We start from the raw sequence: 17,742 nt of genomic DNA on the forward strand, positions 1-17,742 counted from the left end.
GGGTCGGGGTGGACTGGCGGGCCGCGTTCCCGGCCGACCCCACGCCTCGTACGGTCGATCTGCCCACGTACGCCTTCCAGCACCAGCGCTACTGGCTCGACGGGCTCAGCGGCGGCCGGGGAGCCGATCCCACCGACCTCGGCCTCGTCGCCGCGGGGCATCCGTTGCTGGGCGCCGCCGTGGAACTCGCCGACGGCCAGGGCCATCTGCTGACGGGACGGCTCTCGGCACAGTCCCATGGCTGGCTCGCCGACCATGTGGTGGCGGGCGCGGCACTGGTGCCCGGGACGGCCCTGGTGGAGTGGGCGTTGCGGGCCGCCGACGAGGTCGGCTGCGGGGGTGTGGAGGAGCTGGCGCTCCAGGTGCCGCTCGTGCTGCCGCCCCACGGCGGGGTCCGCCTGCAAGTGGTCGTCGGCGGGCCGGGCGCCGATGGCCGACGCGATGTGCGGATGTACTCGCGTCCCGACGATGGTGGCGACACGGCGGCCGGATGGCTGTGCCATGCCGAGGGCGTACTGAGCCCGCCTTCCGAGGGCTCCGGGCCGGTGGAGGAGCTGGGCGGGGTGTGGCCACCGGCGGGTGCGAAGCCGATGGACTCCGTGGACCTCTACGAGCACATCGCGGCGTCGGGGTATGCGTACGGCCCGGCCTTCCAGGGGCTGCGCGCCGTGTGGCGGGAGGGTGCGGATCTGCTGGCCGAGGTGGCGCTGCCCGAAGCGGCGGGGCATGGGACGGGATTCGGCATCCACCCGGCGCTGCTCGACGCCGCGCTGCATCCCGTTCTGCTGACCGAGGGGTCCACGAGCGACGAGGCCGAGTCGGCCGATGGCCGGGTGTGGCTGCCGTTCACCTGGAACGGGGTGTCGCTGTGGGCGGCCGGGGCGACCACGGTACGGGTGCGGATCTCTCCGTACGAGCCGAGCGCGGAGGGGGAGCGCACGCTGCGGGTGACCGTGGCGGACACCCTGGGTGCCCCGGTGCTGAGCGCCGACGCGGTGGTGCTGCGATCGGCCGGCGCCGATCAGCTGCGTACGGTCCAACGCCCGTGCGCGGATGGGCTGTTCGTCATGGAGTGGGTTCCCTTGCCGGTTCCCGCGTCGCCCAACGGCGGCGGGCAGTCCACGGACCACATGGCCGATGACGCCGGCTGGGCGATCCTGGGGCCCGGGGACAGGGCCCCGGCCGGGTCCGCCGCCGTATGCCATCCGGATCCGCAGGCGTTGATCAGCGCGCTCGACACGGGCACGCCCGCCCCCGCGGTCGTACTGGTCCTTGAGCCCGCCAAGCCGGTGGACGCGTGGGGTGGCGGGAGCGCGGCCGACGGTCTGGCCTCGGCGGAGCGGGTCCTGGCGCTGCTGCAGGACTGGCTGGCCGAGCCACGTCTGGCCGAGGCCCGGTTGGTGGTGACGACGCGTGGCGCCGTCGCGACCGGTGACCCGGATGGCGTTGATCCCATGGCCGAGGGCGTGGATGCGGCGGGTGCCGCGGTATGGGGTCTGGTGCGTAGCGCGCAGGCCGAGAACCCGGCACGTTTCCTGCTGCTCGATCTCGACCCTCACGCCGAGGCGTCCGCCCGCCTCGTGACCGACGCCGTGGCACGCGCCGTGGAGACGGACGAGTCGCAGCTGGCGCTGCGCGCGGGGCGGGCGCTGATGCCCCGGCTGGTGCGTGCCGCGCGCAGCGGGGGCCTGGCTGCCCCGGTGGGGCGGTCCGCGTGGCGGCTCGGGCTTGAGGGCGCAGGGACGGTGGACGGCGTGCGGCCGGTGGCCTGCCAGGAGGTACTGGAACCTGTGCGGGCGGGCCAGGTGCGGATCGATGTCCACGCGGCGGGCGTCAACTTCCGCGATGCGCTGATCGTGTTGGGGATGTACCCCGGGGACGCGGTGTTCGGGGGCAGCGAGGGCGCCGGTGTGGTGCGGGAGATCGGCCCCGAGGTGACCCATGTGTCGGTGGGCGACCGGGTGATGGGCCTGTTCGAGGGCGCGTTCGGCCCGCAGGCCGTGGCGGACGCCCGTACGGTCGTGCCCATCCCCGAGGGCTGGACCTTCCGGCAGGCGGCCGCGGCCCCCGTCGTGTTCCTCACGGCCTGGTACGGCCTCGTGGAGCTGGGCGGGCTCCAGGCGGGGGAGCGGGTGCTGATCCATGCCGCGACCGGTGGTGTGGGGACGGCCGCGGTGCGGATCGCGCGCCACCTGGGCGCGGAGGTCTACGCCACGGCGAGCCCGGGGAAGCATGCGGTGCTGGAGGCGATGGGCATCGATGAGGCGCACCGGGCCTCCTCACGCGATCTGGACTTTGCGGAGACACTCTGGGACGCCACCGGCGACCGGGGTGTGGATGTGGTGCTCAACAGTCTCGCCGGGCCGTTCGTGGACGCCTCGCTCCGTCTCCTCCGCGAAGGCGGCCGGTTGCTGGAGATGGGCAAGACCGATGTCCGCGACCCGGAGCGCATCGCTGCGGAGTATCCCGGGGTCCGCTATCACGCGTATGACCTGATCGCCGATGCCGGTCCGGAGCGTATCGGCGGGATGCTGCATGCGCTGGGCGAGTTGTTCGCCTCCGGTGTGCTGGAGCCGCCTCCCGTACGGGCGTGGCCGCTCAGCCGGGCGCGTGAGGCGCTGCGGTATCTCAGCCAGGCCAAGCACACTGGCAAGCTGGTCCTGGACGTCCCCGCCCCGGTGGACCCCGAGGGCACCGTGCTCATCACCGGTGGCACCGGCACCCTCGGCCGACACGTCGCCGAACACCTCGTCCGCGCCTGGAACATCCGCCACCTGCTGCTGGTGAGCCGCAGCGGCCCCGACGCCCCCGGCGCACCGGAGCTGCTGGCCCACCTCACCGACCTGGGGGCCGATGTACGAATCGCCGCCTGCGACATCGGCGATGCCGCCCAAGTGGCCGAGGCCCTCGCAGGCGTCGACCCGGCGCACCCCCTGACCGGTGTCGTGCACGCGGCGGGGGCGCTGGACGACGCCATGCTGCCCTCGCAGGACCCGAAGCGGCTGGCGCGGGCCTGGGCGGCAAAGGCCGCGGCGGCGGCCCATCTGCACACCGCCACCGCGCATCTGCGGATGGGCATGTTCGTCCTGTTCTCCTCCTTTGCCTCCGATCTCGGCACCCCCGGCCAGGCCAACTACGCCGCCGCCAACGCCTTCTGCGACGCCCTGGCCACGCGCCGCCAGGCGGCCGGGCTCCCCGGGCTGTCGGTGGCATGGGGGCTCTGGGCGGCCACCAGCGGTCTCACCGCGCGGCTGGCCGACGCCGATCTGGCCCGGATCGGCCGTCTGGGCATCAAGGCCAACAGCACCGAGGAGGGGCTGGCGCTGCTGGACGCGGCCTGCCACCACGGCCATCCGCATCTGCTGGCGCTCCACCTGGACACCGGCTCCCTCGCCGCACAGCCACCCGGTGCCCTCCCCGCCCCCCTGCGGGCACTCGCCGCTGCCGTCGGCGGCGGCGGGCGGGCCCGGCCCACGGCGGCCGCAGCTGGCCAGACCACCGACTGGGCCGGCCGACTCCGAGGGGTGCCGTCCACCGAACAGCATCGGCTGCTGCTCAACCTGGTGCGTACCCAGGCGGCCACGGTGCTCGGCCACGCCGATCCGGGTGTGGTGCAGCCGGACGCGTCGTTCAAGGACCTCGGCTTCGACTCGCTGACCGCCGTGGAGCTGCGCAACCGGCTGGCCGCGGCCACCGGACTGCGGCTGCCCGCGGCCCTCGTCTTCGACCATCCGGAGGCGGCGGTGCTGGCCGAGCATCTGCGCCAGGAGCTTTCGCCGGACGGTGAGCCGGGCGCCGCGGGCCCCGGCGTTCCCCAGCCCCACCCCGTCCTCAACGAGCTGGTCAGGCTGGAGAACAGCCTGTCGGCCGTCGTCGTCGAGGACGTGGACTCCGGCGCGGTCACCGCCCGGCTGGAGACCTTGCTGTGCAAGTGGAAGGCGATGTGCTCGCCGGCGGAGGCGGACGACGGCAAGGCCGTGGAGCGGTTGCAGGTGGCGACCGCCGATCAGGTTCTGGAATTCATCGACAACGAACTTGGCCTGTCATGAACAACGTGGCGCGCCCTTCGCTGAAGGCCGGGTGACCCTCTATGACGCACGCTAATGAAGAGAAGCTGGTCGACTATCTGAGGCGAGTGGCAGGCGATCTGCACGAAACGCGTCAGCGGCTGCGCGAGTTGGAGGACCGCTCCCAGGAGCCGGTGGCCGTGGTCGGCATGGCCTGCCGCTACCCGGGTGGGGCCGACTCGCCCGAGAAGCTGTGGCGGCTCCTCGCCTCCGGCGCGCACGCCATGGGGGAGTTTCCGGCCGACCGCGGCTGGGACCTGGAGGGACTCTTCCACCCGGACCCGGACCACCCTGGCACCAGCCATGCCCGCGAGGGCGGTTTCCTCTACGACGCCGACCGGTTCGACCCCGAGTTCTTCGGGATCAGCCCGCGCGAGGCGCTGGCCATCGACCCGCAGCAGCGGCTGCTGCTGGAGGTGGCCTGGGAACTGCTCGAACGCGCCGGAATCGACCCGCTCTCGCTGAAGGGCACCTCGACGGGCGTGTACGCCGGGACCGCGCTTCCCGGCTTCGGCACCCCGCACATCGAGAAGAGCGCTGAGGGCTATCTGGTCACGGGCAACGCGCCCAGTGTGCTCTCTGGCCGGGTGGCGTACACCCTCGGTCTGGAGGGACCGGCGGTCACGGTGGACACCGCCTGCTCGTCCTCGCTGGTGTCGATGCATCTGGCCGGTCAGGCGCTGCGGCAGGGCGAGTGCACCCTGGCCCTGGCCGGCGGGGTGACGGTGATGGCCGTCCCGAACGTCTTCACCGAGTTCTCCCGGCAGCGCGGGCTGGCTCCCGACGGCCGGTGCAAGGCGTTCTCCGCCGACGCCGACGGCACCGCCTTCTCCGAGGGCGTCGGCCTGGTGCTGCTGGAACGGCTGTCCGACGCGCGCCGCAACGGCCATCAGGTGCTCGCCGTGATCCGGGGCTCGGCCATCAACCAGGACGGCGCCTCCAACGGCCTGACCGCGCCCAACGGCCCCTCCCAACAGCGCGTCATCCTCCAGGCGTTGGCGAACGCACGGCTGTCCCCGGCCGAAGTGGACGTGGTGGAGGCACATGGCACCGGAACCCGCCTCGGCGATCCCATCGAAGCCCATGCGCTGCTCACCACCTACGGCCGGGACCGGTCCGAGGACCGGCCGCTGTGGCTGGGGTCGGTCAAGTCCAACATCGGGCACACCCAGGGCGCCGCGGGCGTGGCCGGCGTCATCAAGATGATCATGGCGATGCGGCAGGAGACACTGCCCGCCACGTTGCACGTCGATCAGCCCACGCCGCATGTGGCATGGGACACCGGCGCCGTGCGCCTGCTCACCGAAGCCGTCGACTGGCCGCGCGGCGAGCGGCCCCGCCGGGCGGCGGTGTCCTCCTTCGGCATCTCCGGGACCAACGCCCATCTGCTGCTCGAACAGGCCCCCGTCGACGAGCCCTCGGCCCCGGACCGGACCCCCGGCCCGACCGCCGTGGACATCGCACCACAGGTCGGGCGCGTGGTGCCCTGGGTGGTGTCCGCCCGAACCGGCCAGGCGTTACGGGACCAGGCCGAGGCACTCGCCGCGCATCTCACCGCCCACCCCGGGCTGCCCGTGGCCGATGTGGGCTGGTCGCTCGCCCGGACCCGCTCGGCCCTCGAACACCGGGCCGTGGCCATCGGCGAGGACCGCGACGAACTGCTCGCCGCCGTGCGCGCCCTGGCCGAGGGCGGGGGCCACCCCGGGCTGACCCGGGCCACGGCGGCGGCCCGCTCCGGCGGCACCGCCTTCATGTTCACCGGGCAGGGCAGCCAGCGGCCCGGTATGGGCCGTGAGCTGTACCGGACCTTCGATGTGTTCGCCACCGCCCTCGACGACGCCTGCGCCCATCTGGACCCGCTGCTCGGCCGCCCGCTGCGCGACACCCTCTTCGCGGCCGAGGACACCGACCAGGCGCGGGCCCTGCACGGCACCGGCGTGACCCAGGCGGCCCTCTTCGCCCTGGAGACCGCGCTCTTCCGGCTCGTCGAGTCGTTCAGCCTCACCCCGTCGTTCCTGACCGGCCACTCCGTCGGCGAGCTGGTGGCCGCGCATGTGGCGGGCGTGCTGTCCCTTCCCGACGCCTGCGAGCTGGTGGCCGCCCGCGGCCGGCTGATGCAGGCCCTGCCGTCCGGCGGCGCCATGACGGCCGTCGAAGCCACCGAGGAACAGGTCCTCCCCCTGCTCACCGGCCGTGCGGACCGCGTGGCGCTCGCCGCGGTCAACGGCCCCACCTCGGTGGTCGTATCCGGAGCCACGGAAGACGTCGACGAGATCGCCCGCACCCTGAAGGAGCGAGGGCACCGCACCAAGCGGCTCCGCGTCAGCCACGCCTTCCACTCGCCCCTGCTCCATCCCATGCTCGACGACTTCCGCGACGTGGCGCGGCGGCTCACCTACCACGCACCGCGCATTCCGGTGATCTCCAACGTCACGGGACGGCCGGCCGACCCGGAGCAGCTCCGCGACCCCGAGTACTGGGTGCGCCACGTCAGCGAGCCCGTACGGTTCCACGACGGTCTGCGCACCCTGCACGGCGAAGGCGTGACGCGCTACCTCGAACTCGGTCCGGACGCCGTCCTCACCACCATGGCCCAGGACGCCCTGACCGCCGCGACATCCCCCGCCGATGCCTCCGACGTGCCCGACACCCCCCACCCCGCGCCCGTGTTCGCCACCGCCCTGCGCCCGGGCCGCGACGAGCCCCGTACGCTGCTGACCGCGCTCGCCCTGACGCACATCGACGGCGGCACGGTCGACTTCGCCTCCGCCCTCCCCAAGGACGCGGGCCGTGTCGACCTGCCCACCTACCGGTTCCAGCGGCAGCGGTACTGGCGGCCCGTCCCGAACGCCACCGCCGACGTGCGCGCCGTGGGCCTCGGCCCGACCGGGCATCCCCTGCTCCAGGCCGCGGTGGAGACACCCGACGGCGGGTTGCTGCTCACCGGCCGGCTGTCCCCGCACACCCACGCCTGGCTCGCCGACCACACCATCGGGGGCAGCGTGCCCCTGCCCGGTACGGCCCTGCTGGAGCTGGCCCTCCTCGCCGCCGCGCACACCGGCTGCCGGCTGCTCGACGACCTCACCCTGGAGACGCCGCTGATCCTGCCCGCCTCCGGCGCGGTACGGATCCAGCTCGCCGTCACCGCGCCCGACGAGACCGGACGACGGACCGTCACCATCGCCTCCCGCCCCGCCGACGAGGGCGGCGACGCCCTGGACGCCCCGGCCGCCTGGCGCCACCACGCCACCGGCGTACTGGCCGACCAGGTCACGCCACCGCCCGACGACGAACCGCGGGCCACCGCCTGGCCACCCGCCGGGGCCACCCCGGTCGACGTGGCGGACCTGTACGACCGGCTGACCGCGCAGGGCTACACCTACGGGCCCGCCTTCCGCGGACTGCACACCGCATGGCGGCTCGGCGAGGAGATGTTCGCCGAGGTACGCCTGGCCCCGGAACAGCGCGGCGAGGCCGATGGCTACGGACTGCACCCCGCCCTCCTCGACAGCGCCCTGCATCCGGTGGAAGAGCTCTTCGGCGGCGACCACGCGCCGGACGGCGCCGAGGAGACCGTCAGACTGCCCTTCTCCTTCAGCGGGGTGCGGCTCTTCGCCTCCGGCGCCACCCGGCTGCGCGTGCACATCACCCCCACCGCCCCGGACACCATCACGCTGCGGCTGACCGACGACGACGGCGCGTCCGTGGCCACCATCGATGCCCTCGGGCTGCGCGAGGTCTCCGCCGACCGCTGGCGCTCCGCCCGCGACGCCACGGCCGACGCCCCGCTGTACCGCCTGGACTGGCAGACGTATCCGGTCTCCGCCGACACGGCCCCGCCCACGGCGAGTTGGGCGACCGTCGGATCCCCACATCCGGACCCGGACCTCCCGGCCTATCCGGACCTGGCGGCCCTGCGGGCCGCCCTCGACGACGGACAGCCCGCCCCCGACATCGTCGTCCTCGCATGCCCCGGCGCACCGGACACCACAACACCCCCGGACGAGACGCCCGCCCGCGTCCGCGCGGCAGTCCACCACGTCCTCGGCGCGCTGCGCACCTGGCTGACGGACGAGCGGTTCAGCGGGGCCCGGCTGGTCATCGCCACCCGTGGCGCGGTCGCCACCGGCCCCGGGGACGGCCCCGCCGACCTGGCCACCGCGCCCGTATGGGGCCTGGTCCGCGCCGCCCAGGCCGAACACCCGGAGCGCATCCTGCTGCTCGACCTGGACGACGACACCGCGTCGCGCGATGTCCTGCGCACCGCCCTTCCGGCCGCCGTCGCCGGTGCCGAATCCGAGGTGGCGGTACGGGCGGGAACGGCCCATGTGCCCCGTCTGGTCAAGGTCCGCCCCGATCAGGACACCCCGCCCCGCGCCCTCGACCCGGACGGCACGGCCCTGATCACCGGTGGCACCGGAGCGCTGGGCCGGCTGGTCGCCCGGCATCTGGTCACCGCACACGGTGTCCGCCATCTGCTGCTGGTCAGCCGGCGCGGGGGCATCACGGAGGACATCGACGCCTTCGCGGACGAACTGACCGCGCTGGGCGCGGCGGACGTACGCATCACCGCGTGTGACGCCGCCGACCCCGATGCGCTGGCCGCGCTGCTCGCCACCCTCCCCGCGGCGCATCCGCTGACGGCCGTCGTCCACGCCGCGGGGGTGCTCGACGACGGTGTGGTCACCGCCATGACCCCCGGGCAACTCGACACCGTACTGGCGCCGAAGCTGGACGCGGCATGGCATCTGCACCGGCTGACCCGGGACATGGACCCGGCCGTGTTCGTGATGTTCTCCTCCGCCGCCTCCATCATGGGCAACGGCGGCCAGGCCAACTACGCCGCGGCCAACATGTTCCTCAACGCCCTCGCCGAACACCGCCGCGCCGAGGGGCGGACGGCCCATACGCTGGCCTGGGGGCTGCTCGCGTCCGCCGGTGGCATGACCGGCCACCTGGACGACGCGGACCTCGCCCGGATGGCCCGCTCCGGGATCGCCCCCGTCTCCAACGAGCAGGCCCTCATGCTGCTCGACACGGCGCTCACCACCGACCACCACCCCACGCTCGTCCCTGCGCGCTTCGACCTCGCGGCGCTGCGCACCCGGGCCGCCGCCGGACCACTTCCACCCGTGCTGCGGCGGCTGGTGCACGCCCCCACGAAGGCCGCGCGGAACACCGGGACGAGCTCCTTGTCCGGGCGGCTCGCCGGGCTGCCCACCGAGGACCAGGACCGGCTCATCGGAGAGCTGGTACGCGACCAGGTCGCCACCGTGCTGGCCCACCCCGCGCCGGAGGCCATCGAACCGGGCAGGGCGTTCCAGGACCTCGGCTTCGACTCGCTGACGGCGCTGGATCTGCGCAACCGGCTCAACGCGGCCACCGGCGCCCGGATCCCGGCCACCGTCATCTTCGACTATCCGACCCCCGACGCCCTGGTGCGCTTCCTGCGCGAGCGGCTGGTCGGGAGCGCGGCCGAGACACCGCTCCCGCCGACGGCCACCCTCGTGGCTGCCGACGACGACCCGATCGCCATCGTCGGCATGGCCTGCCGCTATCCGGGCGGCGTCGGCTCCCCCGAGGAGCTGTGGCGGCTGGTGGCCGAGGGCGTGGACGCGATCGGGGAGTTCCCCGCGGACCGCGGCTGGGACCTCGCGGGCCTCTTCGACCCCGACCCGGACCACACCGGCACCAGCTACGCCCGCGAGGGCGGATTCCTCTACGAGGCCCCGCGGTTCGACGCCGAGTTCTTCGGGATCTCCCCGCGCGAGGCGCTGGCCACCGACCCCCAGCAGCGGCTGCTGCTGGAGACCGCGTGGCAGGCGTTCGAGAGCGCGGGCATCGACCCGGTGAGCCTGCGGGGCAGCCGGAGCGCGGTGATCACCGGGGTCATGTACGACGACTACGGCAGCCGCTTTCTGGGCCGCACCCCGGAGGGCGTCGAGGGCCGTCTGATGACCGGCAGCACACCGAGCATCGCCTCCGGCCGGGTGGCGTTCACCCTCGGCCTGGAGGGGCCCGCGGTGACGGTGGACACGGCGTGTTCCTCATCGCTGGTGGCGATGCATTTCGCGGCACAGGCCCTGCGGCAGGGGGAGTGCACCCTGGCCCTGGCCGGCGGGGTGACGGTGATGGCCACACCGAACACCTTCGTGGAGTTCTCGCGGCAGCGCGGACTGGCCCCGGACGGCCGCTGCAAGCCGTTCGCCGCGGCGGCCGACGGCACCGGCTGGGGCGAGGGCATCGGCCTGCTCGTCCTGGAGCGGCTGTCGGACGCGCGCCGCAACGGCCGTGAGGTGCTGGCGGTGATCCGTGGGTCGGCCATCAACCAGGACGGCGCCTCCAACGGCCTGACCGCCCCGAACGGGCCCTCCCAGCAGCGGGTGATCCGCCAGGCCCTGGCCACCGCACGCCTCTCCCCGGCGGACGTCGACGTGGTGGAGGCCCATGGCACGGGCACCACGCTCGGCGACCCCATCGAGGCCCAGGCGCTGCTGGCCACGTACGGGCAGGAGCGGCCCGAGGGACGCCCGCTGTGGCTCGGCTCCATCAAGTCCAACATCGGGCACACCCAGGCTGCCGCGGGCGTGGCCGGTGTGATCAAGATGGTCATGGCGATGCGCCACGGCCTGCTGCCCGCCTCCCTCCACATCAACGCACCCAGCCCGCATGTGGAATGGGACGACGACGGAGTGCGGCTGCTGACCGAGGCGGTCGAGTGGCCACGGACCGAGCGTCCCCGGCGCGCGGGCGTCTCCTCCTTCGGCATCAGCGGCACCAACGCCCATGTGATCCTCGAACAGACCCCCGACCAGGCCCAGCACACCGAGCGCGAGCCCGAGCCCGTCGGCCCCCGGGTGGTGCCCTGGGTGCTGTCCGCGCGGGGCGCCGAGGCGCTGCGGGACCAGGCGCGGACGCTGGCCGCGCGGCTGGCCACCGGCCCCACGGCCTCGCCCGTCGCGGTGGGCTGGTCCCTCATCCGCTCCCGCACCCTCTTCGACCACCGCGCCGTGGTGGTCGGCGAGAGCCGCGCCGAACTGATGGCGGCTGTCCAGGCGTTGGCTGCCGACGAGACCCACCCGGGCGTGGTGCACACGGGCACGGCCGCCACCACGGGCGGTGCGGGCCCGGTACTGGTCTTCCCCGGCCAGGGCTCCCAGTGGATCGGGATGGGCGCCGGACTGCTGGACGCCTCCCCGGTGTTCGCCGCCCGGGTGGCGGAGTGCGAACGAGCGCTCGCACCCCACGTGAACTGGTCGCTCACCGATGTGCTGCGCGGCGTGGACGGCGCGGGCGATCTCAGCCGAGTGGATGTGGTGCAGCCCGTCCTGTGGGCGGTGATGGTGTCCCTGGCCGCCGTATGGGCGGGCCACGGGGTGCGGCCCGCCGCCGTCGTGGGCCACAGCCAGGGCGAGATCGCCGCCGCCTGCGTGGCCGGGGCGCTCAGCGTGGAGGACGGCGCCCGGATCGTGGCCCTTCGCAGCCGCGCGCTGCGCCAACTGGCCGGCGGCGGGGCCATGGCCTCCCTCGGCGTAGGTGAGGAACAGGCCACCGATCTGCTGTCCGGGCTCGGCGACCGCGCCGCCGCCGTGGTCGTGGCCGCCGTGAACGGCCCCGCCTCCACTGTGGTGTCAGGGCCGCCGGAGCAGGTGGCCACCGCCGTGGCCGCCTGCCGTGACATCGGGGAACGTGCCCGGACGATCGAGGTGGACTACGCCTCGCACAGTCCCCAGGTCGACGAGATCGCCGAGGAACTCACCGAACTGCTGCGGGGAGTTGAGCCGGTCGGGGCGTCGGGGGCCGGGGTGGTGTTCTACTCCACGGTGACCGGTGGCCGGGCCGATTCCTCCGTGCTGGACACGGGCTACTGGGTGCGGAATCTGCGGGAGCGGGTGCGGTTCGCCGAGGCGGTTCAGGCGTTGCTGGCCGATGGCCACCGGGTGTTCATCGAGGCCAGCACCCACCCCGTCCTCACGGTCGGCATGCAGGAGAGCTTCGAGGAGGCGGGCGTTCCCGCCGCCACCGTACCGACCCTGCGCCGGGACCACGGCGACCTCGCCCAGCTGGTGCGGTCGCTGGCCCAGGCGTTCACCGCGGGAGCCCAAGTCGACTGGACCACCCTGTTCCCCACCGACCCCGCGCCCCGCACGGTGCCGCTGCCCACCTACGCCTTCCAGCGTGAGCGCTACTGGCTCGAAGGCGCCGCAGGCCGGGGCGGCGACCCCGCCGACCTCGGCCTGGTCTCCGCCGATCACCCGCTGCTCGGCGCGGCAGTGGAGCTCGCCGACGGCAGCACCCATCTGCTCACCGGACGGCTGACGGCCGATGGCGGCGAGGGCTGGCTCGGCGAACATGTGGTGGCGGGCGCCCGGCTGGTGCCGGGCGCGGCCCAGGTCGAATGGGCGCTGCGGGCCGCCGACGAGGCGGGCTGCGGCGCGGTCGAGGAACTCGCGCTGCAGGTCCCGCTCGTCCTCCCCGACACCGGCGGGCTGCGCGTCCAGGTGGTGGTGGGCGAGGCCGCCGACGACGGCCGCCGCGACGTACGGGTGTACTCCCGGCCCGACCGCGACGCCGATACCACCGCGGACCCGGTCTGGGTGTGCCATGCGGCCGGCGTACTCGGTCCCCACGGTGAACCGGCACCCCGGCCCGACGGAGCCTGGCCCCCGGCGGGCGCGGAGCCGGTGGACACGGACGGCTTCTACGAGCGCGCGGCGGCCGCCGGATACGGATACGGGCCGGCGTTCCAGGGCGTCCGGAGCCTGTGGCGCGACGGGGCTGATGTGCTGGCCGAGGTGGCGCTCCCCGAAGCGGCGGGCGACCGGGCCGGATTCGGCATCCACCCGGCGCTGCTGGACGCAGCGCTGCACCCGGCGGGCATGCTCACCGCCGGGACCGAGCAGGAGCGCGACACCGGCCAGGTGTGGCTGCCGTTCACCTGGAACGGGGTATCGCTGTGGGCGGCCGGAGCGACCACCGTACGCGTCCGGCTGTCCCCGCGTGAGCAGGGCGCGGACGGCGAGCGGGCGCTGCGGCTGACCGTGGCCGACGCCGTCGGCGGCCCGGTCCTGACGGTCGACTCGCTGGTGCTGCGCCCCGCCCGTACGGATCAGCTGCGAACCGCCGGCCGAGGCGCCGTGGACGGACTGTTCACCCTCGACTGGATCCCGCTCCCCGAGACGGCGCCCGGGGCCGGCACGGGGCTGCCCGAGCCGGTGGCCGGGGGCGGCGGCTGGGTGGCCCTGGGCGCAGAGGCCGCGGAGTTGGGCCTGCCGGGCGTGGTCCGCCATTCGGACCTGGAGTCGCTGGTCGCGGCGCTCGACGCCGGAACACCCGCGCCCTCGGTGGCGCTGACCGCCGTACCGGCCTCGACGGTGGCCGTGGACATGGGGGCCACCGAGGCCGATGCCCTGGCGGCCGTGCGGCGGACCCTGGACCTGCTGCGGGGCTGGCTGGCCGAGCCCCGGCTGGCCGAAAGCCGCCTGATGGTGGTGACACACGGCGCCGTCGCGGCCGGCGGCCCGGTGGCGGAGGGCTCCGACGCCGGAGCCGTGGACGCGGCCGGTGCCGCGGTGTGGGGGCTGCTGCGCAGCGCACAGGCGGAGAACCCGGAGCGGTTCATCCTGCTCGATCGCGATCCGCATGGCGCTCCCGACGCCGATGAGATCGGCGCGGCGGTGCTGGACGGTGTGCTGAGGGCCGTCGCCCTCGACGAACCGCAGGTGGCGGTGGGCTCCGGCCGAGTGTGGGCGCCCCGTCTGATCCGCGCGGGCGGCCCCGGCAGCGGCGGCCTGGTGGGCCCGGTGGGGGAGCCCGCGTGGCGACTCGCCGTGCGGGGCGCGTCCACCGTGGACAATGTGACACCCGTGCCGTGCCCCGAGGCGCTGGAGGCACTGGGGCCGGGAGAGGTCCGGATCGCGGTGCACGCGGCGGGCATGAACTTCCGCGATGCGCTGATCGTCGTCGGGATGTACCCCGGAGGCGGGGTGTTCCGCGGCAGCGAGGGCGCGGGCATCGTCGTGGACATCGGCCCGGAGGTGACCGGGCTCGCGGTGGGCGACCGGGTCATGGGCCTGTTCGAGGGTGCGTTCGGTCCCTGGGTGGTGGCGGACGCGCGCATGGTCGTGCCGATCCCCGACGGCTGGAGCTTCCGGCAGGCGGCCGCCGTACCGGTGGTGTTCCTCACCGCCTGGTACGGGCTGGTGGACCTGGCCGGGCTGCGGGACGGCGAAACGGTGCTGATCCACGCCGCGACCGGCGGTGTCGGCATGGCGGCCGTGCAGATCGCCCGCCACTTGGGCGCCGAGGTCTATGCCACGGCCGGCCCCGGCAAGCACGGGGTGCTCGAGGAGATGGGCATCGACCAGGCGCATCGCGCCTCCTCGCGCGACCTGGACTTCGAGGAGAGGTTCCGCGAGGCCACCGGCGGGCGTGGCGTCGATGTGGTGCTCAACAGCCTCGCCGGGCCCTTCGTCGATGCCTCCCTGCGGCTGCTGGCCGACGGTGGACGGCTCTCCGAGATGGGCAAGACCGACATCCGCGATCCCGAGCATCTCGCGGCCACGCATCCGGGCGTCCGCTACCGCGCCTTCGACCTGGTCCCCGACGCCGGGCCGGACCGCATCGGGGAGATGCTGCGCGAAGTGAGCGAGCTGTTCGCGACCGGAGCGCTGCGGCCCGCACCCGTACGGCCCTGGCCGCTCAGCCGGGCGCGGGACGCGCTACGACAGCTGAGCCAGGCCCGGCACACCGGCAAGCTGGTGCTCGACGTACCCGCCGCGGTCGACCCGCATGGCACGGTGCTGATCACGGGCGGCACCGGCACCCTGGGCGCCTACATCGCCGAACATCTCGTCCGCACCTGGGGGATTGGCCATCTGCTGCTGGTGAGCAGGCGGGGGCCGGACGCTCCGGGCGCCCGCGACCTGGCCGCCCGGCTGGAGGAGCTGGGCGCGCGGGTGCGCCTCGCGGCGGCGGATGTCACCGACGCCCCGGCGGTGGCGGATCTGGTGGCGGGCATCGACCCCGAGCATCCGCTGACCGGAGTCATCCACGCCACCGGTGTGCTGGACGACGCGGTGGTGACCGCACAGACCCCCGAACGGCTGGCACGGGTCTGGACGGCCAAGGCCACGGCCGCGGCCCATCTGCACACGGCCACGGCCCATCTGCGGCTCGGCATGTTTGTCCTCTTCTCTTCTGCCGCGGGCACACTCGGCAGCCCCGGGCAGGCCAACTACGCTGCCGCCAACGCCTTTTGCGATGCACTCGCCGCCCAGCGGCGGGCCGTCGGGCTGCCAGGCGTATCGGTCGCCTGGGGCCTGTGGGCCGACGCCAGCGGGATGACCGGACACCTGGCCGAGGCGGATCTGGCCCGGATGTCCCGTACCGGCGTCGCCGCACTGAGCACCCGGCACGGTCTGGCCCTGCTCGACGCCGCCGTTCAGCACGGCGGTGACCATCTGGTCGCCGCACACGTGGACACCCGCACCCTCGCCGGACTGCCCGCCGACAGCCTGCCCGCCACGCTGCGCGCCCTGGCCGCCACGGGCGGCGGTGGCGGCACCGGGCGGCGCACCGCGGCGGCCGCCGGGGAAGGCCGGCAGGTCGACTGGGGCACCCGGCTCGCGGGCCTGTCCACGGCCGAACGGCACCGACTCGTGCTCAACCTGGTCCGTGGCCACGCCGCCACGGTCCTCGGCCACGCCGATGTGGACGCGGTACAGGCCGAGGCCAGCTTCAAGGAGCTGGGCTTCGACTCGCTGACCGCCGTCGAACTGCGCAACCGGCTTGCCGCCGCCACCGGTCTGCGGCTGCCCGCCGCCCTCGTCTTCGACTACCCGGAAGCGGCAGTGCTCGCCGACTACCTGCTGGAACGGCTCGCACCCGGCGACGGAGCCGCGCCGGGCCGGGACGCCGTCGACCCGGTCCTGGGCGAGCTGGCCAGGCTGGACACCACCTTGGCCACCCTCGTCACGGACGACGAAGGCCGGCAGCGGATCGCCAAACGGCTGGGCGCCTTGCTGGCGACATGGAACGGCGGCGGGTCGGGCGTCCCGGCCGACGCGACCGACTTCGACGCCCTCGAAGCCGCCTCGGACGACGAGATGTTCGAGCTCATTGACCGTGAACTGCCCTGATGGAGGCGCGGAACTGATGTCGGGTACCGAAGAGAAGCTCCGCCAGTACCTCAAGAAGGTCACGGCCGATCTGGGGCAGACGCGTCGGCGGCTTCGCGAGATGGAGGAGCGGTCACAGGAGCCGGTGGCCATCGTGAGCATGGCCTGCCGGTTCCCCGGCGGGATCGCCTCGCCCGAGGGCCTGTGGGAACTGGTCGCCTCGCGCGGGGACGCGATCGGGGAGTTCCCGACCAACCGCGGCTGGCGCCTCGAGGCCCTCTACCACCCGGACCCCGACCACTCCGGCACCAGCTACGTCCGCCACGGCGGATTCCTGGACCGGGCCGACGGCTTCGACGCCGCCTTCTTCGGCATCAGCCCGCGCGAGGCCCTGGCGGCCGAACCCCAGCAGCGGCAACTGCTAGAAGTCTCATGGGAGTTGCTCGAACGCGCCGGAATCGACCCCACCTCGCTCAAGGGCACCCCCACCGGGGTCTACGCAGGCGCCGGAATTCTCGGCTTCGGCACCCCGCAGATCGAGAAGAGCGCGGAAGGATATCTGCTCACCGGAAACACCCTGAGCGTCGTCTCCGGCCGGGTGGCCTTCACCCTCGGCCTGGAGGGGCCGGCGGTGACGGTGGACACCGCCTGCTCGTCATCGCTGGTCGCCATGCATCTCGCCTGCCAGGCGCTGCGGCAGGGCGAATGCACCCTGGCCCTGGCCGGCGGCGTGACCGTGATGACCACCCCGAACACCTTTGTGGAGTTCTCCCGCCAGCGCGGACTGGCCCCCGACGGCCGCTGCAAGCCCTTCGCGGCCGCCGCCGACGGCACGGGCTTCTCGGAGGGCGTCGGGCTCCTGCTGCTGGAGCGGCTCTCCGACGCACAACGCAACGGCCATCAGGTGCTCGCGGTGATCCGTGGCTCCGCCATCAACCAGGACGGCGCGTCCAACGGGCTGACCGCGCCCAACGGCCCCTCCCAGCAGCGGGTGATCCGCCAGGCGCTGATCAACGCCCAGCTGTCCTCCGCCGAGGTGGACGCGGTGGAGGCACATGGCACGGGCACCACACTCGGCGACCCGATCGAAGCCGAGGCGCTGCTCGCCGCCTACGGCCAGGACCGCTCGCCCGAACAGCCGCTCTGGCTCGGCTCGTTGAAGTCCAACATCGGCCATACGCAGGGTGCGGCGGGTGTGGCCGGTGTGATCAAGATGGTGATGGCGCTGCGCCATGAACTACTGCCCGCCACGTTGTACGTCGATGAGCCGACCCCGCACGCGGACTGGTCCGGCGGCGCGGTGCGGCTGCTCACGGAGCCGGTGCGGTGGCAGAACAACGAACGGCCGCGCCGGGCCGGGGTCTCCGCGTTCGGGATCAGCGGCACCAATGCGCATGTGATCGTGGAGCAAGCTCCTGAGGGGGTTGTGCCCGGGGTGGATTCCTCTGGTGTGGGTGGGGTGGTTCCGTGGGTGCTCTCGGCCCGGAGTGCGGAGGCGTTGCGGGGGCAGGCGGCGGCGTTGGCTGGGCGGGTGGGTGGCGCGACCGAGTTCTCGT

The 17,742-nt window shown here is 74.0% G+C and carries 3 protein-coding genes; all 3 read left to right on the forward strand.

Going from position 1 to position 17,742, the window contains the following annotated elements; genetic code table 11:
• The coding region (locus tag ACFYOY_RS48435) for an SDR family NAD(P)-dependent oxidoreductase (protein WP_388594460.1) at nucleotides 1-4,049 on the forward strand (4,049 nt) is incomplete at its 5' end.
• 41 nt (nucleotides 4,050-4,090) lie between these two features.
• Nucleotides 4,091-16,207, forward strand: coding sequence for an SDR family NAD(P)-dependent oxidoreductase (locus ACFYOY_RS48440; RefSeq protein WP_388594462.1), 12,117 nt, complete (start codon nucleotides 4,091-4,093; stop codon nucleotides 16,205-16,207).
• 16 nt (nucleotides 16,208-16,223) lie between these two features.
• A partial coding sequence (locus ACFYOY_RS48445) for a type I polyketide synthase (RefSeq protein WP_388594464.1) occupies nucleotides 16,224-17,742 on the forward strand: 1,519 nt, incomplete at its 3' end.

The organism is Streptomyces sp. NPDC007875 (assembly GCF_042868035.1).
In the GTDB taxonomy this organism is placed as follows: Bacteria; Actinomycetota; Actinomycetes; order Streptomycetales; family Streptomycetaceae; genus Streptomyces; species Streptomyces antimycoticus.